The 19,134-nt window shown below is 74.6% G+C and carries 21 protein-coding genes and 1 pseudogene; 9 read left to right on the top strand and 13 right to left on the bottom strand.

Going from position 1 to position 19,134, the window contains the following annotated elements; genetic code table 11:
* Positions 1–24 precede the first annotated feature (24 nt).
* Together ABZV94_RS27175 and ABZV94_RS27170 are read right to left on the bottom strand one after the other, a co-directional pair.
* Positions 25–876: a hypothetical protein gene (locus tag ABZV94_RS27175; RefSeq protein WP_356344721.1), complete on the bottom strand. Its 852-nt coding sequence runs from the start codon at positions 874–876 to the stop codon at positions 25–27.
* Positions 877–936: 60 nt separating this feature from the next.
* Entirely contained in the window at positions 937–1,893 is a 957-nt protein-coding gene (locus ABZV94_RS27170) for a helix-turn-helix domain-containing protein (protein WP_356344718.1), read from the bottom strand.
* 71 nt (positions 1,894–1,964) lie between these two features.
* On the opposite strand from ABZV94_RS27170, the gene ABZV94_RS27165 reads away from it, so the two are divergent.
* The 3 genes from ABZV94_RS27165 to ABZV94_RS27155 all read left to right on the top strand — a co-directional run bounded on the left by ABZV94_RS27165 (position 1,965) and on the right by ABZV94_RS27155 (position 4,159).
* Positions 1,965–2,915, top strand: coding sequence for an NADP-dependent oxidoreductase (locus ABZV94_RS27165; protein WP_356344716.1), 951 nt, complete (start codon positions 1,965–1,967; stop codon positions 2,913–2,915).
* Between the two features lie 127 nt (positions 2,916–3,042).
* A complete protein-coding gene (locus ABZV94_RS27160; protein ID WP_356344713.1) occupies positions 3,043–3,423 on the top strand; it encodes an anti-sigma factor antagonist in 381 nt (126 codons plus the stop codon).
* 85 nt (positions 3,424–3,508) lie between these two features.
* Entirely contained in the window at positions 3,509–4,159 is a 651-nt protein-coding gene (locus ABZV94_RS27155; RefSeq protein ID WP_356344710.1) for a DUF4230 domain-containing protein, read from the top strand.
* Here ABZV94_RS27155 and ABZV94_RS27150 read toward each other — a convergent pair whose 3' ends face one another.
* The 6 genes from ABZV94_RS27150 to ABZV94_RS27125 all read right to left on the bottom strand — a co-directional run bounded on the left by ABZV94_RS27150 (position 4,160) and on the right by ABZV94_RS27125 (position 7,995).
* Positions 4,160–5,929 (bottom strand): proton-conducting transporter membrane subunit, encoded by a 1,770-nt coding sequence (locus tag ABZV94_RS27150; protein WP_356344708.1) that lies wholly within the window; start codon positions 5,927–5,929, stop codon positions 4,160–4,162.
* Positions 5,929–6,276: a sodium:proton antiporter gene (locus ABZV94_RS27145; RefSeq protein WP_356344705.1), complete on the bottom strand. Its 348-nt coding sequence runs from the start codon at positions 6,274–6,276 to the stop codon at positions 5,929–5,931. Before ABZV94_RS27145 ends, ABZV94_RS27150 begins: the two co-directional genes overlap by 1 nt.
* The gene (locus ABZV94_RS27140) at positions 6,276–7,022 is read right to left on the bottom strand and encodes an MnhB domain-containing protein (protein ID WP_356344703.1); all 747 of its coding nucleotides are present in this window, start codon (positions 7,020–7,022) and stop codon (positions 6,276–6,278) included. The genes ABZV94_RS27145 and ABZV94_RS27140 overlap by 1 nt, the downstream gene beginning before the upstream one ends.
* Complete coding sequence (locus ABZV94_RS27135) at positions 7,019–7,279, bottom strand: hydrogenase subunit MbhD domain-containing protein (protein ID WP_356344700.1); 261 nt, start codon at positions 7,277–7,279, stop codon at positions 7,019–7,021. The genes ABZV94_RS27140 and ABZV94_RS27135 overlap by 4 nt, the downstream gene beginning before the upstream one ends.
* 72 nt (positions 7,280–7,351) lie before the next feature.
* Positions 7,352–7,804 (bottom strand): MrpF/PhaF family protein, encoded by a 453-nt coding sequence (locus ABZV94_RS27130; protein WP_356344698.1) that lies wholly within the window; start codon positions 7,802–7,804, stop codon positions 7,352–7,354.
* Positions 7,801–7,995, bottom strand: coding sequence for a hypothetical protein (locus ABZV94_RS27125; RefSeq protein WP_356344695.1), 195 nt, complete (start codon positions 7,993–7,995; stop codon positions 7,801–7,803). The genes ABZV94_RS27130 and ABZV94_RS27125 overlap by 4 nt, the downstream gene beginning before the upstream one ends.
* Positions 7,996–8,226: 231 nt before the next feature.
* Between ABZV94_RS27125 and ABZV94_RS27120 the strand changes: the two genes are divergently transcribed.
* On the top strand, positions 8,227–8,931 hold the full coding sequence (locus ABZV94_RS27120) for a VanZ family protein (protein ID WP_356344693.1): 705 nt from the start codon (positions 8,227–8,229) through the stop codon (positions 8,929–8,931).
* 135 nt (positions 8,932–9,066) lie between these two features.
* Positions 9,067–10,299, top strand: coding sequence for a family 16 glycosylhydrolase (locus tag ABZV94_RS27115; RefSeq protein WP_356344691.1), 1,233 nt, complete (start codon positions 9,067–9,069; stop codon positions 10,297–10,299).
* 18 nt (positions 10,300–10,317) lie between these two features.
* On the opposite strand, the gene ABZV94_RS27110 is transcribed toward ABZV94_RS27115, so the two are convergent.
* From ABZV94_RS27110 to ABZV94_RS27100, 3 genes are read right to left on the bottom strand one after another with little or no spacing between them, the layout of a single operon-like run.
* Positions 10,318–10,563: a hypothetical protein gene (locus ABZV94_RS27110; protein ID WP_356344688.1), complete on the bottom strand. Its 246-nt coding sequence runs from the start codon at positions 10,561–10,563 to the stop codon at positions 10,318–10,320.
* Between the two features lie 35 nt (positions 10,564–10,598).
* Entirely contained in the window at positions 10,599–11,624 is a 1,026-nt protein-coding gene (locus tag ABZV94_RS27105; protein WP_356344685.1) for a DNA topoisomerase IB, read from the bottom strand.
* A gap of 36 nt (positions 11,625–11,660) precedes the next feature.
* Positions 11,661–12,464: an SDR family oxidoreductase gene (locus tag ABZV94_RS27100; RefSeq protein ID WP_356344683.1), complete on the bottom strand. Its 804-nt coding sequence runs from the start codon at positions 12,462–12,464 to the stop codon at positions 11,661–11,663.
* A gap of 165 nt (positions 12,465–12,629) precedes the next feature.
* Between ABZV94_RS27100 and ABZV94_RS27095 the strand changes: the two genes are divergently transcribed.
* The 4 genes from ABZV94_RS27095 (at position 12,630) to ABZV94_RS27080 (ending at position 16,068) form a co-directional block, all read left to right on the top strand.
* The gene (locus ABZV94_RS27095) at positions 12,630–13,697 is read left to right on the top strand and encodes a PHP domain-containing protein (protein WP_356344681.1); all 1,068 of its coding nucleotides are present in this window, start codon (positions 12,630–12,632) and stop codon (positions 13,695–13,697) included.
* 54 nt (positions 13,698–13,751) lie between these two features.
* Entirely contained in the window at positions 13,752–14,408 is a 657-nt protein-coding gene (locus ABZV94_RS27090) for an HAD family hydrolase (protein ID WP_356344678.1), read from the top strand.
* 321 nt (positions 14,409–14,729) lie between these two features.
* Positions 14,730–15,761 carry an SDR family oxidoreductase gene (locus ABZV94_RS27085; RefSeq protein ID WP_356344676.1) on the top strand — a complete coding sequence of 344 codons (1,032 nt, stop codon included), beginning with the start codon at positions 14,730–14,732 and terminating at the stop codon, positions 15,759–15,761.
* A 61-nt stretch (positions 15,762–15,822) separates the two neighbouring features.
* On the top strand, positions 15,823–16,068 hold the full coding sequence (locus ABZV94_RS27080) for a hypothetical protein (RefSeq protein WP_356344675.1): 246 nt from the start codon (positions 15,823–15,825) through the stop codon (positions 16,066–16,068).
* Between the two features lie 47 nt (positions 16,069–16,115).
* Here the strand turns inward: ABZV94_RS27080 and ABZV94_RS27075 are convergent, their stop codons facing one another.
* Positions 16,116–17,405: an ROK family protein gene (locus tag ABZV94_RS27075; RefSeq protein WP_356344672.1), complete on the bottom strand. Its 1,290-nt coding sequence runs from the start codon at positions 17,403–17,405 to the stop codon at positions 16,116–16,118.
* A gap of 76 nt (positions 17,406–17,481) precedes the next feature.
* A pseudogene (locus tag ABZV94_RS27070) lies at positions 17,482–19,134 on the bottom strand (hypothetical protein); the annotation flags it as partial.

The following is a 19,134-nucleotide window of genomic DNA, read 5'->3' as shown; positions in this document are numbered from 1 at the left end:
GGGCACCGGCCCCGCCCGCGCCGGTCAGTCGCATCCGACGCCCTCCTTCACCAGCGGCCACGCCTCCACCCCGTGGTCCGTGCGCACGTACGCCGTCGTCCTGTCGGCCGTCAGCCACAGCCGCCGCCCGCGGTAGTGGTACCCGGTGTCCCGGGCGTCCGCGGGCATGCGGACCTTCGCGCGGTAGGGCGCCCGGAGCAGTCCCTCCCCGCCCAGCACGCCCTCGGGGTCACGGGCGTAGGTCCGCTTGTCCAGGGCGAGGAAGTCGGCGGACTGCCAGTCGCAGTGCTCCGGCCCCGACGAGCTGTGCAGACGGGACACCGGCACCCGCCGGCCCGCCCGGTCGGTCCAGATCTGCCAGCCCGTGGTGGCCGTGAAGCTCTCCGGGAGTTCGGCCGGGTCGCAGGAGGCGCTCGGCTCCGGGCCCCAGCCGGGCCGGTCCTTCTGGTCCTTGGCCACCACGACCGCCACCTTGGTGCGGCCGTCCACGTCGTAGGAGTACAGGACCCGGTCCGCTTCCTCGCGTTCCACGCGGTACCCGTGGTCGGGCTCCTCCGGCTGCACCATGTCGAAGTAGAGGGCCAGCCCCTCCTGCGGCGTCCTGCCGCCGTCGGACCTGCCCCAGCCGTCGGGTCCGGAGCCCTGGAAGATCTCCCCGTCGCATTCCAGGGCCCGGCCGGCCGCCCCGGAGGCCAGGCGCAGCGCCCGGGGCGTGCTCTCGTCGAGTTCCTTGGTCGGCACGTCGAGCGGACCGCTGTACGGGGTCGCCGGAGGGGTGCCCTTCACCACCAGGTCCGGCCTGGGGCCGCCGTCGCACCCCGCCGCCCCCGCCGTCACGGCCGTCAGCACCGCCGCCGCCACCAGCCCTCTGCGCATTCCCGCCCCTGTTCTCCCGTGCTCTGTGCGCTTCTTCGACGCCGGAGCGCGGCGGAACGTTCAGCGGGCCCGCTGGAAGGTCCTCCGGTAGGCCTGCGGGGACACGCCGATCGCCGCGTGCAGGTGCTGGCGCAGTGAGGCGCCGGTGGCGAAGCCGACCTCGGCGGCGATCCGGTCCACCGGCAGGTCGCTGGCCTCCAGCAGGTGCCGGGCGCGGGCGACGCGCTGCTGGATCAGCCAGCGGCCGGGGCTGAGGCCGACCTCGTCGTGGAAGCGGCGGGCGAAGGTGCGCAGGCTCATCCGGGCGTGTCCGGCGAGGTCGGCCAGGGTGAGCGGCTCGTCCAGGCGCTCCAGCGCCCAGGCGCGGGTCGCGGCCGTGCCGGCGGCGCCGCTCTCGGGGACCGGCTGCTCGATGTACTGGGCCTGGCCGCCGTCCCGGAACGGGGGCACGACACAGCGGCGGGCGACGGCGTTGGCCAGTTCGCTGCCGTGGTCGGTGCGCACGATGTGCAGGCAGACGTCGACGCCGGAGGCCGCCCCGGCGGAGGTGAGGATACGGCCGTCGTCGACGAAGAGGACGTCCGGGTCCAGGTCCACCTGGGGGTAGCGGCGGCGGAAGAGGTCGACCACCTGCCAGTGGGTGGTCGCCCGGCGGCCGTCGAGCAGGCCGGCCGCGGCGAGGACGAAGGCGGCCGTGCAGATGGAGACGATCCGGGCGTCCGGGCGGATCCGGTCGAGCGCGGCGGCGACCTCGGCGGGCAGTTCGGTGGGGATGTGGGAGGTCGCCATGGAGGCGACGACGACCGTGTCGGCCGTCTCCAGGATCTCGGGGCCGTGGGCGACGCCGACGGTGAAGTCGGCGTTGGTGCGCACCGGACGGCCGTCGACCGTGCAGGTGAACACCTCGTAGTGACCGTCGGCCGCGCCGAAGATCCGGCTGGGGATGCCCAGCTCGAAGGGGTAGACGCCGTCGAGGGCCAGGACGACCACGCGTTCGGGTCTCGGTGTGCCACGCATGGCAGGATCCTATCGAAGGTTGGCATTCATGCCATTTCCCGGGCGGGCGGGCTTCGGCAGGCTGGGTGACCATGAGCGATGTGAACACGATGCGAGCCATCAGCCAGGACGTCCTCGGCGGTCCCGAGGTCCTGAGGGAAGTACGGGTGGAGCGGCCGAAGCCTCGCCCCAACGAGGTGCTGGTCCGGGTGCGGGCCGCCGGGGTGAACCCCACCGACTGGAAGCACCGGGCCACCGGCGGGTTCCTGGGCGAGCCCCCGTTCGTCCTCGGCTGGGACGTCTCCGGCGAGGTCGCGGAGACCGGGATCGGGGTGGCCGCGTTCCGGCCCGGCGACGAGGTCTTCGGCATGCTGCCCTACCCCTTCGGCCACGGCTCGCACGCCGAGTACGTCACCGTCCCGGCCCGGGCCCTGGTGCACAAGCCGGCCTCCCTGGACCACGTGCAGGCGGGCGCGCTGCCGCTGGTGTCCCTGACCGCCTGGCAGGCGCTGACCGAGCACGCGGACGTCGAGGCGGGGCAGCGGGTACTCATCCACGCGGCGGCCGGCGGGGTCGGCCATGTGGCCGTGCAGATCGCCAAGGCGCGCGGCGCCTACGTGATCGGGACGGCGAGCGCGGGCAAGCACGACTTCCTGCGGGAGATCGGTGTGGACGAGCCGGTCGACTACCACACGACGGATGTCACGGAGGCGGTGCGGGACGTCGACGTCGTCCTGGACACCCTGGGCGGTGAGACCTCCGTGCGCTCCCTGCGGGTGCTGCGGCCGGGCGGTGTCGTGGTGTCGATCCTGCCGGTGGGCTCGCAGGAGTTCCACGAGGAGGCGGAGCGGCTCGGGGTGCGGGCGGTGCGGATGCTGGTCGACGCCGACCGGTCCGGGATGCGGGCGGTCGCGGAACTGGCGGAGTCCGGCCGGCTGAAGGCGACGATCGCCGGGACGTTCCCGCTGGCCGACGCGGCGAAGGCGCACGAGCTGGGCGACACCGGGCGGACGACCGGCAAGCTGGTGCTGCTCGCGGACTGAACGCGGCGCACGGACACGCCGCAAACCCGAAGACATATGTCAATCGAACATGCTCAAATTCCTTCCATCGAGGGTAACTTGACGATCGGGAAGCGACGTCCGGGCGCGGGTGGGAGGTGGTGGCGAGGTGCGACACGAACCCGTACCTCTCCCCCGGCAGCTGGGCATGTACGCCTACCGCGGGCACACGGTGCTGGAGTTCCGGGGTGAGATCGACATCGCCTCGGCCACGGAGCTCGGCCCGTTCCTCGACCGGGCCACCGACCGGCCCGGGGCACGGGTCGTCATCGACCTGCGGCCCGTGGAGTTCTTCGACTGCTCGGGGCTGCGGCTGCTGTACCGGGCGCGCGTCCGGGTGCTGGAGCGCGGCGGGCAGCTGCACCTCGTGTGCACGCACCCGCTGACGCTGCGCGTGTTCCGGGTCACCGGGCTGGCCCGGCTGCTGCCCCCGCACCCGAGCCTGGACGCGGCCCTGGCCCGCTCCGGGGCCGCGTCCGGTTCACTGTGAGACCGGCTGCCCCGGCCGGCCCCATGTCGCAGGTCTGCTCCGGCTGTTGACGGGAATGTGGTCAACAGGAAGGAGGACCGTCGCGATGACGACTTCCGTGAGGCGCCTGCCGGGGTGGGCCAAGGCCGTGGCGGCGCTCGTGCTGGTGCTCGCCGTACTGTTCGCCGGGATCCGGCTGGCCGTACTGCCCGGCATCAAGGACCTGTTCGGCACCGAGACCCACGACCGCTCCGGCCCCGCACTCCTCAAGTCCATCCAGGACATGAGCCGTTACGACGCCGCGTCGGGCAACTTCCAGGTCGTCGTGGACCTGGACAAGGACGCGAAGTTCCTGCCCGACGCCATCCGCGGCACCCGCACCCTGTACGTCGGCGCGGGCACCGTGGACGCCTACGTCGACCTGGGCCGGGTCGGCGACAAGGACGTGACGGTCGATGACGACCGCACGTCCGCCACCATCCGGCTGCCGCACGCGCGGCTCGGCAAACCGGCCCTGGACCCCGACCACTCCTACGCCGTCTCCAAGCAGCGCGGGCTGCTGGACCGGCTCGGCGACCTGTTCTCCGACAACCCCAACAGCGAGCAGGCCGTGCAGCAGCTCGCCGTCCGGCACATCGGGGACGCCGCGCGCACCAGCGGGCTGACCGCCCGGGCCGAGCGCAACACCACCGGCATGCTCCAGGGCCTGCTGCGCTCCCTCGGCTTCACGGAGGTGCACATCGCGTACGGCACCTGATCAGGAGCCGAGGATTCCCGGCAGGGCCAGCGCCCCCAGCACCGTGGCGCCCACCAGCAGCCAGGCCACGTAGTCACCGACGTGCCCGGACTGGAGGCGTCTGAGGGGCGCGGCCCAGTCGGGGGCGGCCACCCAGCGCGGGCGGCTGACCGCGAGGCCGGCCAGCGCCACGGCCAGCACGGTGGAGGCCACGCCCAGCAGGACGCCGGGCAGGGTCCAGTGCGCGGAGGCGTGGGCGCCGCCCGAGCCGGCCTCGTTGACGGAGCGGGCGACCAGGCCGCCGAAGCCGGGGGCCACGCCGATGGCGAGGGCGGCGGCGAGCAGCAGGGCGGGCACGGTCGTCATGGTGTCCGGGACGCGGCGCAGCAGGCCGGAGGTCTCGGGTTCCTCGTCGGAGCCGCTGGTCTCGTACTGCGCGTCCTCGGGGCGCGGCCCGAGGCCCAGGAAGACCCGGGCGGTGACCCGCAGGACCGCGCCGGCGGTGATCGCGGAAGCGGCCACGAACACCACGGTGAGCGGGCCGCCGACCGCCTCCTCGGCGATCGCCTTGCCCAGCGCCGTACCGAACGGCGGCAGGCCGGCCAGGCCGAGGCCACCGGCGGCGAACATCACGGCGGTGGCGCGCAGCTGCCCCCGGGCCCGGCCGTGCAGCGCGTGCTCGTCGACGCTGCCGAACCGGTCCAGCAGCGCGCCCGCGCAGGCGAACAGCGCGGCCTTCACACCGGCGTGGCCGAGGAGGTACAGGGCGACCCCGTCGTCGCCCTCGGGGGTGAGGACGCCGAGGCCGACGAGGAACAGGCCGGTGTGGGCGACGGTGGAGTAGGCGAGGAGCCGTTTGATGTGCCGCTGGTACCAGCACATGACGGCACCGGTCACGGCGGTGACGACGCCGAGCGTCACCAGGGCGCGGGTCAGGTCGGCGGCGGGGACGCCGCCGGGTCCGGCGAAGACCGTGCCGTACACCCGCCACACGCCGTAGGCGCCGAGTTCCACCATGACGCCGGACAGCAGCATGCAGACCGGGGTGGGGGCGACGGCGTGCGCGTCCGGGAGCCAGAAGTGGAACGGCACGGCCGCCGCCTTCACCAGAAGCCCGGTCAGCACCAGCACGAAGGAGGCGAGGACGAGCGCGTCCGGCCCGCCCTGCCCGGCGGCGGCGTCGAGCCCGCGGCCGATCTTCGCCATGGCCAGTTCGCCGGTGCGGGCGTACAGCAGGGCGATGCCCATCAGCAGGCCGTACGCGCCCAGGGAGTTGACGATCCCGAAGGTCAGGGCGCCCTGCACGGCCTTGGCCTCGTCGATGCGGTAGCCGGTCAGGGCGTAGGCGACCACGCTCATCAGCTCGAAGAACACGAACGCGTTGAACAGGTCGCCGGCGACGGCGAAGCCGCACATGGCGCCCTGGAAGACCAGCATCAGCGCGGTGAAGGAGCCGGTGCGCTCGCGCGGCGGCTCGTCGAAGTAGCGCCACGAGTACGCGAGCGCGGCCAGGGTCAGCAGGGAGGCCAGCGCGGCCATGCCGAGCGCCGGGCCGTCCCCGACCACGAGGATGCCGACGCTCTCGCCGTCGACGGGCAGCCAGCCGCCGACCCACTCGACCATCGGCGGCGACGAGTTCAGCAGAAGGACGAGCGCGAGGGCGCCCGTACCGCCGGAGACGGCGAATCCGGTGATCTCGGCGGCGACCCGGGGCAGGTGGCGGCCCGTGGCCACGAGCAGGGCCGCGCCGAGCAACGGGACCGCGACGAGCAGCGGGATCAGGTGGTGCATCAGCCGCGCAGCTCCCGCAGTTCGTCGGGGTCGACCGTGCCGTGCCGTTTGGCGATCTGCAGGACGAGGGCGAGCAGCAGCGCGGTGACGGTGGCGCCGACGACGATGTCGGTGAGGGTGAGGGCTTGGACCACCGGGTCGACCACCGGCCGGGAGCCGGGCTTCAGGTCGGAGAAGACGGGTGCGGTGGCGCCGTCGCGGTAGCCGACGGCGAGCAGCAGGACGTAGGTGGCGCACTGGCAGACCGCGAGGCAGCCGACGGCGTGGATGAGGTTCCGGCTGGTGGCGAGGCCGTAGCAGCCCGTCAGGAAGATGTAGACGGCGACCAGGTACGGAAGGACGTGCATCACGGTGTTCCCCCCATGGGCTCCTCCTCGATCTCCACGGCCTGGTCGAGGAAGTGGGCGAGCAGGACGACGACGGCGCTCGCCACCTCCATGCCGATGGCCGCGTTCAGCAGGGGGACGGTGCCGCCGGACGACAGGGTGTTGAACGTGCCGTACGGCAGCAGGGTGTTGGCCAGGAACGCGGTGCCGGCCAGGACTCCGGCGGCGCCGAGCACGAGGTAGGCGGAGACGGCGAGCGCGTCGGCGGTCTCGTAGACGCCGAGCGGGCGGACGCGTTCCAGCGCGTGGTAGTCGGCGCCGAGGTAGAGCAGGTGCAGGGCGGTCGCGGCGACGACCCCGCCCTGGAAGCCGCCGCCGGGGCTGAGCTGGCCGTGGGCGATGACGTACAGGCCGGTGACCAGGGCGACGGGAAGCACGAGCAGGGCGTAGCGGCGCACCGGGCGGGCCACGTCGGCGGGTTCGGGCCGGGCCCGGTGCTCGTCGCGGGCCTCGCGCAGCAGCACCACGCAGCCGAGGACGGCGGCGAACAGGATGCTCATCTCGCCGAGGGTGTCGTAGGCGCGCTGGTCGAAGTTGACGGAGGCGATGGTGTTGGCGGTGTGCCGGGCGAGGGAGGCGTGGACGGCACGGTCGCCGTACGGGTGCCGGGTGCCGCCGAAGCCGGGCAGGTCCAGGCAGGCCGCGACGAGCAGGGCGGCCAGGCCCGCGCCGCCGACGGCCAGCAGCCACAGCCGCAGCCGGTTCACTCGGTCTCCTCCTTCGAGCGGCCCCGGCGTCTGACCTTGCGCACCGACAGCATGATCAGCAGCGGGGTGACGGCGGAGCCGACGGCCAGCTGGGACAGGCCGACGTCCGGGGCCTGGAGCACGGTGAACAGCGCGGCCAGCAGGACGCCGAGGAAGGACAGCACGAGCGCCTGGCGGGCGGGGTCGCGCTGGGCCACGGCCGCGGTGGCGGCACCGGCCACGAGCAGCAGGGCCACGGTGATCAGGGCGTCGGACACACGGCACCCGCCTTCCGGATGCGGGCCGGCGCGCGCCCGCCGCGCGGGGCGTACCGGGCGCGGGCCGCCCCCTCAGCCACCGCGCACCCCCCGGAATCCGCCCGCCAGCGCGCGGGAGGCGATCAGGTTGCCGCCGATCAGCAGGGCGCCGACCACCAGGAGCTTCACCGTCGCCCGCCCGGGTTCGCCGGCCACGCACACGGCGAGGACGGCCGCCGCGCCCAGTCCCGCCGCCGCCCGGGTCAGCCCCCACGCGCTCGGGTGTTCGCCGGCCAGGTCGTCGGAGAGCAGCCGGGCGAAGACGAGCGTGCCGACCGGGCCGAGCAGGGCGAGCAGCAGCGCGAGGTCGACGTAGGACGGGCGGCCGTAGCCCTGGGCGAGCAGCAGCAGGGCCGGGCAGACGGCGGAGGTGGTCAGGTTCTGGGCGATGACCCGGCGGCCCGGCGGGCCGGTGGTCACGCCCCACAGGGCGGCCGCGCCTCCCCCGCCCAGCTCGACGGTCGCCGCGAGGATCCAGCCGTTCACCGCCAGGTCACCGCCCGCCGGCCGGTCCGGGCGAGGACCGCGCCCACGGCGGCACAGCTCGCGCCGACGATCCGTTCCAGGGTGTCGACCGTGCTGATCAGCACCAGCCACAGCAGCGCCAGCACCGCCCACCAGGCGAGGAGTTCGCCGGCGGCGAGGAGGACCGCGCGGGGTGCCGTGGGACGGGTCATGCAGCGCCTCCTCGGTCCGCTGTGCTCGGGTACGCGGCGATGTGCCGGAGTGCCGCTGGGGGCATCCAAGCACCGCCGGACCCGGGCGGGAGCGGCGGCACGCGGGTCCGCACCCGGAGTGCCCCTCAGGCGTGAACGGAAACCGCGGGTGTGAACCGGGCGGCGGGCATCCTGGGCCGCGGTGCGGGTAACCGACGTTCGGAACGGGGAAGTTGACGAGTGGAGGACCACATGGCCCGTGCCGTCCCGCGCCTGCCGGAGATCCTGCGCGGCGCCCGGAAAGGGCAGCCGCCCGAGGAGGCCCGCCCCGCCCGGAGCGGGCGGCCCGCCGGCGAGGTCCGTCCCCGGCCCACCCTGAGGTGGTGGCCGGCCGGGAAGGCGCACCCCCGATCCGCCGGGAAGCGGCCCCCGGCCGAGGAGACCGGGCAGCGGCGGCCCGCCGAAGAGGCACGCCCCCGTCCCCCGCGGCACGCGCTGCCGTTGCCGGTCCGGCTGCTGGCGATCCTGGTCGCCTTCGCCTGCATGGTGGCGTTCGCCGTCGTCCTGGCCCGCATCACCCTCCAGCCGTCGCCCGCGTCGGTGCCGCTGACGCACAGCAACCTTCATCCGGGCCGCTCGCTCAAGGCCTACCTGGAGCATGCGTCGGTGCGGGACGCGGTCCGGCAGCTCGGCGGCAACCTGTTGCTCGGCGTGCCGTTCGGCGTCCTGGTGCCGGTCCTCGCCCCGCGCGCCCGGGGCGCGCTCCAGGTGCTCGCGCTGACGGCCCTCGTGATGCTGATGGTGGAGCTGGTCCAGGGGGCGCTGGTCACCGGGCGGGCCTTCGACATCGACGACGTCCTCCTCAACACGGCGGGAGCCCTGGTGGGTTGGCTGCTGCTGGGGCGGCGGCTCGGCCGGGGGGTGCACCGGCGCGTGCGCGAGCCGTCGGCCGGCTGAGCGCCGGAGGGGGCAGGTGCCCGGTGGATGACGGGTCGTCAGCAGCAGGTCCGTACCAGAGTATTGACGACCCCTTATCTCACCCCTTAAATCAAGAGGCGCATCGCTCACACCCCCCCACACGAACGGAGAGCCATGGCCTCCCCACGCCTGCTCCGCAGATGTCTTCTCGCGGCCCTGTCCGCGGCGCTGATCGGCTCGGCCGCCGTCGGTCCGGCGCGCGCCGACACCGCCGCCCCCGCGGCGGCGGCCGTCACCACCTTCTCCGACACCTTCGACGGACCCGCGGGCGCCGCCGTCGACTCCTCGAAGTGGACCCTGGAGACCGGCGACAACGTCAACAACCACGAGCGGCAGTACTACACCTCGGGCACGAAGAACGCGGCCCTGGACGGCCAGGGCCATCTGGTGATCACGGCCCGCAAGGAGAACCCGGCCGGCTACCAGTGCTGGTACGGCAGCTGCCAGTACACCTCGGCCCGGCTGAACACGGCCGGGAAGTTCAACGCCCAGTACGGCCACGTGGAGGCGCGGATGAAGATCCCGCGCGGCCAGGGCATGTGGCCCGCGTTCTGGATGCTGGGCACGCCGGTCAACTGGCCGGACTCGGGCGAGATCGACGTGATGGAGAACGTCGGCTTCGAACCCTCGACCGTGCACGGCACCATCCACGGCCCCGGCTACTCCGGCTCGGGCGGCATAGGCGCGGCCTACTCGCTGCCGAACGGCCAGGCCTTCGCGGACGCCTTCCACACCTTCGCCGTCGACTGGGCGCCCGACTCGATCACCTGGTCGGTGGACGGCAACGTCTACCAGCGCCGCACCCCGGCCGACCTGGGCGGAAAGACCTGGGTGTTCAACAAGCCGTTCTTCCTGATCCTCAACCTGGCGGTCGGCGGCTACTGGCCCGGCGACCCCGACGGCTCCACGCAGTTCCCGCAGCAGTTGGTGGTGGACTCGGTGTCGGTGACGACGAGCGACAGCGCCGCCGGCGTGCCGATCCGCGGCCTCGCGGGCAAGTGCGTGGACGTGGCCGGCGCCAACACCGCCAACGGCACACCGGTCCAGCTCTACGACTGCAACGGCACGGCCGCGCAGGCGTGGACGGTCGGCTCGGACGGCACGCTCCGGGCGCTCGGCAAGTGCCTGGACGTCAGCGGCGGCGGCACCGCCGACGGCACGCCCGTCCAGCTGTGGGACTGCAACGGCAGCGCCGCCCAGAAGTGGGCCCTCCCGGCGGCACGCGACATCGTCAACCCGCAGGCGAACAAGTGCCTCGACGTCACCGGGAACAACTCGGCCAACGGGACACGCCTGCAGATCTGGACCTGCACGGGCGGCGCCAACCAGAAGTGGACGGTCGGCTGACCCGACCGCCCCGACCGCTCAGTGCAGCGTCCAGGTGTACTTGTCGCCGCCCACCCAGCGGACCGCGTCCGGATCGTCCAGGTCGTGGATGGGAATGCCGTAGGAGGCGGCCGTCTCCAGCACGTCCGTGACGGTCCTGGCCTCACCGACCACCTGACCGTCGATCTCCATGATCCGGAAGGGCGGCTCGCCGTGCCGGCCCGGGCACACGCCGAGGACCAGGATCCGCGGACGGGAGATGTGGGGAGCTGCTTGTTCGGTCATGCCATCGAGGGTAGAACGCATCGCGCGCCGGCGGGTCACCCGCCGGAGCCGTCCAGAAGATCGAGTACGGCCGCCTCGACGGCCCCCTGGGTGGCCGGGCGCCCGAACTCCCCGTGTTCGCCCAGCCGGGTGAGCGCGGGGGCGACGGTGACCCCCTGCTCGAAGAGTTCGAAGACCTTCGGGTCGATGTACGAGGCCCGGCACACCGCGGGCGTGTTGCCCAGGTAGTGGCTGACCTCGCGGACGGCACGGGCGATCTGCCGGCGCCGGGCGGCCTCGGTCGCCCGGACGCCCGGCGCGGCCACGGAGACCGCCACCGCGGCCAGCACGGTGGCGTGCCAGGTGCGGAAGTCCTTGGCGGTGACGTCGGTGCCGGACAGCCGGCGCAGGGCCTCGTTGAGGTCGTCGCCGTGCAGGTCGTGCCAGGCCCCGCGGCCCCAGTAGGCGAGGAAGCGGTCGCCGCCGCGCGGGCGGCGCAGCAGGGACCGGGCGACCGCGTGGACCTGCTCGTCCACGAGGGCACGGACCGTCTCGACGCCGCCCTTGGCCGGGAAGGCGAAGGTGATCTCACCGCGTGCGCAGCCGACGTGCTCGCGGAGCATGGTCGTCAGGCCGTAGGTCTCGCTGGTGCGGGTGTGCCGGTCGCTGCCGACGCGGAAGAAGCCGAGGTCCAGCAGGCGGACCGCGCAGGCGGTGACCCGGGCCCGGCTCAGCCCGCGCCCGGCCAGGTCCAGCGCCACCCTGGCGCGCAGTTCGGGCAGGGCCCGCGCCACCTGCCGTACGTGCTCGTGCTTGGCCTTGTCCTGCTCCGCCCGGAACCGCTCGTGGTACAGGTACTGCCGGCGCCCGGCGTCATCGGTGCCGACGGCCTGGAGGTGGCCGTTGGGCCAGGGGCAGATCCACACGTCCCGCCAGGCGGGCGGGATGGTCAGGGCGCGGACCCGGGCGAGCTGCTCCGGGTCGGTCAGGGGCGCGCCCGTGCTGTCGAGGTACCGGAAGCCCCGGCCGCACCGGACGCGGCCGTAGCCGGGGCCGTCACAGGAACTGGTGCGCAGTCTCACCGCGCTCTCCCCCCTCGTGCCGCTTTCCCCGGCGCCTCAGGGCCGGCGCCAGTCGTCGCTGGTCAGGTGGGAACCGGCCTGCGGGCCCATGCGCAGCATGCCGCCGTCGACGCTCCAGGAGGCGCCGGTGACGTAGGAGGCGTCCGGGCTCGCGAGGAACGCGATCACGGCGGCGACCTCCCGGGCGTCGCCGGGCCGGCCGAGCGGCACGCCGGGGCGGCGCTCGGTGCGCACGTCGGTGTCCTCCTGGCCGGTCATCGGGGTGGCGATCTCCCCCGGGGCGACCGCGTTCACCGTGATGCCGTACTCGGACAGCTCCAGCGCCATCACCTGGGTGAGCAGGCCGAGCCCGCCCTTGGCCGCGCAGTAGGGGGCCGCGCCGACCCGGGGCTGGTGCTCGTGCACGGAGGTGACGTTCACGATCCGGCCGCCGTCGCCCTGCCGGATCATGCGCCGCGCGGCCCGCTGCCCGAGCAGGAACGGACCGACGAGGTCCACGTCCAGGACCCGGCGGACGTCCGTGAGCGTCAGGTCGAGGTAGGGGGTCATCGTGCCCGTACCGGCGTTGTTGACGAGGACGTCGATCCGGCCGAGCTCCTCGCACAGCTCGTCGACGGCGTCGGCGGCCTCCGGCAGCCGGGTCAGGTCCAGCCGGGTCACGGCGGCGCGGCGGCCGTGCGCGCGGACCTCCTCCGCCGTCTCCTCGGCGCCCTTCTCGTCCGTGTGCCAGGTGATGCCGACGTCCAGGCCCGCCTCGGCGAGCCGTACGGCGGTGGCCCGGCCGATGCCGCTGTCTGCGCCGGTCACCACGGCTGCGCGCCGCGCCTCCGGTTCGGACATGACGAACCTCCTCACGGTGGGTCACATGGACGGGTCACGCAGTACCCGGGGGCGGTGCGGACAAACAGGAGGGGCTGCCGCGCCGGCCGCCGGTCGCGGGTCCGTGGACGGGGTGCGCGCGGTTCCCCGTGCCCCTCCGGGGTGCCGGGTGCACCCTTGGTTCTCATGGACCCCGTCGCCGCGCTGGACCGGATCGCCTTTCTCCTGGAGCGGGCGCTCGCCCCCACCTACCGGGTACGGGCCTTCCGTACCGCCTCCCGGACACTGGCCGCGCTGCCCGAGGGCGAGGTGGCCGAGCGGGCCGCCGCCGGGACGCTGGAGTCGCTGAAGGGGGTCGGGCCGAAGACCGCGCAGGTGGTCCGGGAGGCGCTGGACGGTGAGGTGCCCGGCTACCTGCGCAAGCTGGAGGAGGAGGCCGGGGCGTCGGCCGGCGCCGACGGGGCCGGGGCCGGGCTGCGGGCGCTGATCCGCGGGGACTGCCACACGCACTCCGACTGGTCGGACGGCGGCAGCCCGATCGAGGAGATGGGGCGCGCGGCGGCCGAACTGGGCCACGAGTGGACCGCCCTCACCGACCACTCGCCGCGGCTGACCGTGGCCCGTGGGCTGTCGCCCGCGCGGCTGCGGGAGCAGCTGGCGGTGGTGGCGGAGCTGAACGCGCGCTGGGCGCCGTTCCGGCTGCTCACCGGCATCGAGTGCGACATCCTGGAGGACGGCTCGCTGGACCAGGAACCGGAGTTGCTGGAGCAGCTGGACGTGGTCGTGGTGTCGGTCCACTCCAAGCTGCGGATGGACGCCCGGTCCATGACCCGGCGGATGGTCGCCGCCGTCCGCGATCCGCACGCCGACGTCCTCGGGCACTGCACCGGGCGGCTGGTCACGGGCCGGGGACGGCCGGAGTCGCAGTTCGACGCGGACGAGGTGTTCGCCGCGTGCGCCGAGTCGGGGACCGCCGTGGAGATCAACAGCCGCCCCGAACGCCTGGACCCGCCCCGGCGGCTGCTGCGCCGGGCCGTCGAGGCCGGGGTGCTGTTCTCGGTCGACACCGACGCCCACGCGCCCGGCCAGCTGGACTGGCAGATCCTCGGCTGCGCCCGGGCCGAGGAGTGCGGGGTGCCGCCCGAGCGCGTGGTGACCACCTGGTCGGCCGACGAGCTGCTGGGCTGGACGCGGGAGGGCCGGCTGCCGGCACGCGTGACGGGGTCCCGGCGTGGTACCCGCTCGGGGAGCTGACAGCGAGGACCCGGGGCCGGCCGGAACGACCGGGTCCGACGGAGAGGACGTGGGATGGACCGTGCCGCCGTGTTCGATGTCGACGGGACCCTCGTCGACACCAATCACCTGCATGTCGTCACCTGGTGGGAGGCGTTCCGGCAGGCGGGTCACGAGGTTCCCATGCACGCCGTGCACCGGGCCGTCGGCCTCGGCTCCTCGGACCTCGTCGCTCATCTGCTCGGCGACGACCGGGACCGGGACCAGGATGCCGCGCTGAGCGCCGCGCACACGGCGCTGTACGGCCAGTACTTCGACCGGCTGCCCGCCCTGCCGGGGGCCGGCGAGCTGTTGCGGCGGCTGAAGGCGGACGGTTGGACGGTGGTCCTCGCCACCTCCGCGAGCGGCGCCGAGCTGGGGGCGCTGCGCCGGGCGATCGACGCGGACGACGCCATCACGGCCACCGCGAGCGCGGACGACGTGCGGGAGGGCAAGCCGGCCCCGGAGCCCGTGGAGCACGCGCTGGAGCTGGCCGGGGTGCCTGCCTCGCGGGCGGTGTTCGTCGGGGACACCGTGTGGGACATGCGGGCGGGCAGCAAGGCCGGGGTGCGCTGTGTGGGCGTGCTGTGCGGCGGGATCCCCCGTGCCGACCTGGAGGAGGCGGGGGCGGAGGCGGTGTACGCCGACCCGGCCGACCTGCTGGCGCGGCTGGCCGGGAGCCCGCTGGCGTGAGCGGTCTCCGTGGTGACGCACGTCACGGAAGGGGCCGGAACACCCCGGCGTGGTTGCCCGTTGAACAAACCGTGGGTGCGGATGGGACAGTGTCCCCGGGCCTCACCTTTTGCCCACAGGGACGATCGTTCGGCTGAAGCCCTGTGGAGCGTCTCGCCGAGAGGCGACCGCCATCCGCGCCCACCACCTGACCGCCCCGGTCGTGATTCCCCCGTCACGGCCGGGGCTTCCTCATGCCGCCCGCCCCGCGTGTGCGCACGCGGCGCCCGGGTACCCGGCCGCTCGTCGCAGCCTCCGCCGCGCCGACGAGAGGAGCCGAAGGTGAGCAGCTCAGCGGGCAGCAGGGTCGTCGTGACAGGCGCCACCGGCAACGTCGGGACGAGTGTGGTGCGCCTGCTCTCCGAGGACCCCGACATCAAGTCCGTGCGCGGGCTGGCCCGGCGGACGCCCGACTGGTCACCGCCGAAGACCGAGTGGTCCGCCGTCGACCTGGCCGGGGACCAGGCGAACCTCGCCGAGCGGTTCGAGGGTGCCGACGCGGTGATCCATCTGGCCTGGGCCTTCCAGCCGACGCACGATCCGGCGACCACCTGGCGGACCAATGTGCTCGGCAGCATCCGGGTGTTCGAGGCGGTCGCCGCCGCCCGGGTGCCGGTGCTGGTGCACGCCTCCTCCGTCGGGGCGTACTCGCCGGGGCCGAAGGACCGCCCGGTGGACGAGTCCTGGCCGACGCACGGCTGGCCGGACGCCGCGTACTGCCGGGAGAAGGCCTACCTGGAGCGCACCCTGGACGTGTTCGAGCGCGACAACCCCGGAGTGCGGGTGGTCCGGATGCGTCCGGCGTTCCTGTTCAAGTGGGAGTCGGCGAGCGAGCAGCGGCGGATCTTCGGCGGGCGGTTCCTGCCCGGACCGCTGGCCCGGCCGGACCTGCTGCCGTTCCTGCCGGACGTTCCCGGCCTGCGGGTGCAGGCGCTGCACACGGACGACGCCGCCGAGGCGTACCGGCTCGCGGTGCGCACGGACAGCGCCCGGGGCGCCTTCAACCTGGCCGCCGATCCCCCGCTGGACGCCGGTGTGCTCGCCGAGCTGCTCGGCTCCCGGCCGGTGCGGCTGCCGCGTACGGCGGCCCGCTCGGCCATCGCCGCCGCCTGGGGGCTGCACCTGCTGCCGGCCTCCCCGCACCTCTTCGACGCCGTGCTGCGGCTGCCGCTGATGGACTGCGCGCGGGCGCGGGCGGAGCTGGGCTGGGAGCCCCGGCACACGGCGACGGAGGTGATCCAGGAGTTCCTGGACGGCCTGCGGAAGGGCGGCGGGATGCCGACGGAGCCGATGCGTGGACGGAAGGTCGGCTGAGCGGGTCCCCCCGAGCCGGCGAACCGACGAACCGACGAACCGACGAGGAGCGGAGAAGACCATGGCGGTGCGGGAGCCCGGTTCCGGGTCCGGAGCCGAGGAGCGGCCGGTGCCCCGGGACCTGCCCGACCAGCAGGCCCGGCCCCACGACGACCCGTGGGACGTGAGCCCGGGACACGCGGTCGACGACGAGCCGGACGAGGACGTCGTACCGGACACCGACGAGGCCGGCACCGGGCCGCGGGGCGCACCCCGGCCGGGCACGGTACACCCGGAACACCCGACCCCGGACGAGCCGTCGGCCTGAGCCCGGCGCCGGCCTCCGGCGGCACGGCAGCCTCGTGCCCCGGCCCCTCAGCGCGGGGTGCGTTCCCTGAGTGCCGCTCGCCAGGCGGGCAGCCGGTCCTCGGTGGCGGGTTCGGGGCGGCGCCCGCCGCTGGCGAAGAAGTCGGCGAGCGGCAGGATCGCGGCGCCGACGGTGACCGCGTCCGGGCCGAGCCGGCCGAGGTCGATGGTCACCTTGTCGGCCGGGTGCCGCAGGGCGTACGTGGCCGCGTGCCGGCGTACGGCGGGCAGGAACCGGGTGCCGAGCTGGAGCCCGGCCCAGCCGCCGATGAGGATCCGCTCGGGCTGGAAGAGGTTGATCAGGTCGGACAGGCCGGCGCCCAGGTACTCGGCGGTCTCCTCCAGGACGGCCAGTGCGACCGGGTCGGCCGTACCGCCCTCGGACGGGTACGCGGCGGCGAGCATCGCGGTGAGCGCGGTCTCCTCGTCGGTGCCCTCGGGGGGCCGGCCGCCCTCCTCGCGCCAGCGGGCCAGCAGCGACTCGGCGCCCGCGTAGGCCTCCAGGCAGCCGGGGGCACCGCAGCGGCAGCGGCGCCCGCGCACCCGTACCGTCAGGTGGCCCCACTCCACGGCCCGCCCGTGCTCCACCTCGGGGGTGACCAGGCAGGCGCCGACACCGGAGCCGAAGAGCACGACGACGGCGTTGCGGGCGCCGCGCCCGGCGCCGAACCACATCTCGGCCTGGCCGAGCGTCTTGGCGCCGTTGTCGATGAGGTACGGCACCCCGTCGGGGAGCCGGGAGGCCGAGCGGAGCAGCTGTTCCAGCGGGACCGCGTCCCAGCCGATGGTCTGCCCGTGCACGACGGCGCCCCGGTCCGGGGTGTGCTCCACGATGCCGGGAACGCCGACGCCGACGCCGAGGAGCCGGTCGGGGGCGGCCTGTTCGGCGGTGAGGACCTCGGCGACGCCGTCGCGGATGTGTCCGGCGATGACGTCGACGTCGTAGCCCTGCGGGGTCAACGGGCGCTCGACGCGGGCCAGTTCCGTGAGGGCCAGGTCGAACAGCTCGACCCGGACGCGGGTCTCGCCGACGTCCACGCCGATCATCTGGCCGCTGTGCGGGGAGACGCGCAGCAGCGTGCGCGGCCGGCCGCCGTCGGAGTCGACGCTGCCGGCCTCCTCGACCAGTCCGTCGGCGATCAGGTCGGCGACCACGTTGCTGACCGAGCCGGAGCTGAGTCCGGTGGCCGGGCCCAGCTCGAACCGGCTGAGCGGGCCGTCGAAGTACAGCCGCTGGAGCACCGCCGTGCGGTTGCCTCGTCTCAGGTCGCGTACCGTGCGCCCGTTGCGCGCCGCCATGTGGCTCCCTTCACGAACCCAGCCCGACCTGCAACATACCCCTTCGGACAGCCGGGGCGCGACATTCCACCAACCCTTAGTTCACGCTATGAGCTAAGGCGAAGACGTTTGATCTCGTCCAGCGCGGCGACGAGTTCCGGCGCGCCGGTCTCCCGGGTCCACCGCAGCCGCTCGGCGCCGGCCGCCCGGGGGCACCGTCTCGACCAGCATGATCAGGGAGAGACAGGCGCGGTAGAGCGCCGGCCGCAGCCGCTCCGAGCGGCCGAAGCGGACGCGGCCGCCGGCGTCCCGGTTGCAGGTGCCGCCGCCGAGCGGGGGCACCCCGCCCGGCCGGGCGGGCGGCAGGCCCGCCGCGGCCAGGATCCGCCGGGGCCGTTCCTCCGTGTCCCGCACCCCGCACCCCTCCCCCGGCGGCTCGGCCCGCCGCGTACACGTCCTCCACGTAACGCCCGTCCGCCACCAGCGCGTCGAGCCACCGGTCGGCCGCGGCCTCGTCGGCGCCGGGGGTCCGTTCCCGGTACAGGGTACGGAAGGCCGCGCGGACGCCGGGAGCCATCCGGGCGCCGTCGCCGCAGACGTCGCGGTGCTGGACGAAGGCGGCGCCGTGGGCGGCGCCGGCGCGCTCGGCGGCCCGCAGCTCGTCGGCGTGCAGGTAGTCGGCGTGGGGGGCGTCGCAGCCGAAGTAGAGGAGCGCCGCCGGGAGTCGGGCGCCGGTACGGCGGGCGGCCAGGCGGTCGGCGACGGCACCCCGGAACGGGGCGAGTCCGGTGCCGGCGGCGACCATCACGACGGGTGCCGCGTGGTCGATCCGGAACGCCTCGCGGCAGGGCTGGACGCGCGCGTACACCGTGTCACCGGGACGGAGGGAGGCGAGGTGGCCCGAGCCGGTGCCCCGGTAGCGGCCCTTGCCGGAGCGCGCGGGGGCGTCGAGCACGGACACCATGAGGTCGGCGTGGCGGGCGTCGGCCGCCGGTACCGAGGAGATGGAGTAGTGGCGGAGGCGCAGCGGGGGCAGCAGGTCGAGCAGGAGCGGCCAGTCCAGGGCGCCGCGCAGGGCGGGGTGGTCCTCGGCCAGTTCCAGCAGGGTGCGCGGGTCGTCGCCGGGCAGGGCGGCGAGGGCGGCCCGCTCGGGCGGGCAGGGGTTGGCCTCGGCGAAGAGGGCCGGCCGGCGGCCGGTCGGCCGCTCCCGCAACTCGACGTGATGGGTGAGCAGGTGACGTACCGTCACAGGCCGGTCGACGGCGAGGTGGTCGGGGCGCGGACGGGTGGCCCGGATGTCCAGCACGGCGTCGGCGTCCAGGCCGAAGGCGGCGACGGCGCGGTCCACCAGTCCGGGGGCGTTGGCGGGAAGCACGGTCAGGTGGTCGGCGGTGCGGTAGGTGACGCCCTCGGGCAGGGCGACGCGCAGGAACCGCTTGGTGCGCGGATGACCGGGAGCGGTCAGGTCGCGGACCTCGGTGACCGTCATCGGGACCAGCCCGTGCCGCTCGGCGAGCGCGTCCAGCGGACCGCCGGTCTGGATCCCGCTGCGCGCGAACGCGTCGTCGGCTGCACGCCGACCCTGGGCGCGGCAGGGGTTTGGCCCGGGCCCGGCGGAGGGCACACCGGGCGGCACGTCGGCCTGACCTATGCAGGTGCCGGCCCGACGAAGCGGGTCGTCGAGCAGCCGCCGCCCCGGGGCGGAATGATCGGCCCGGTCCGGCGGGAGGCGCGCCGCCCCCGGCCCGGG

Source organism: Streptomyces sp. NPDC004658 (assembly GCF_040609555.1).
GTDB lineage: Bacteria > Actinomycetota > Actinomycetes > Streptomycetales > Streptomycetaceae > Streptomyces.
This window is presented reverse-complemented; position numbering and strand designations above follow the sequence as displayed.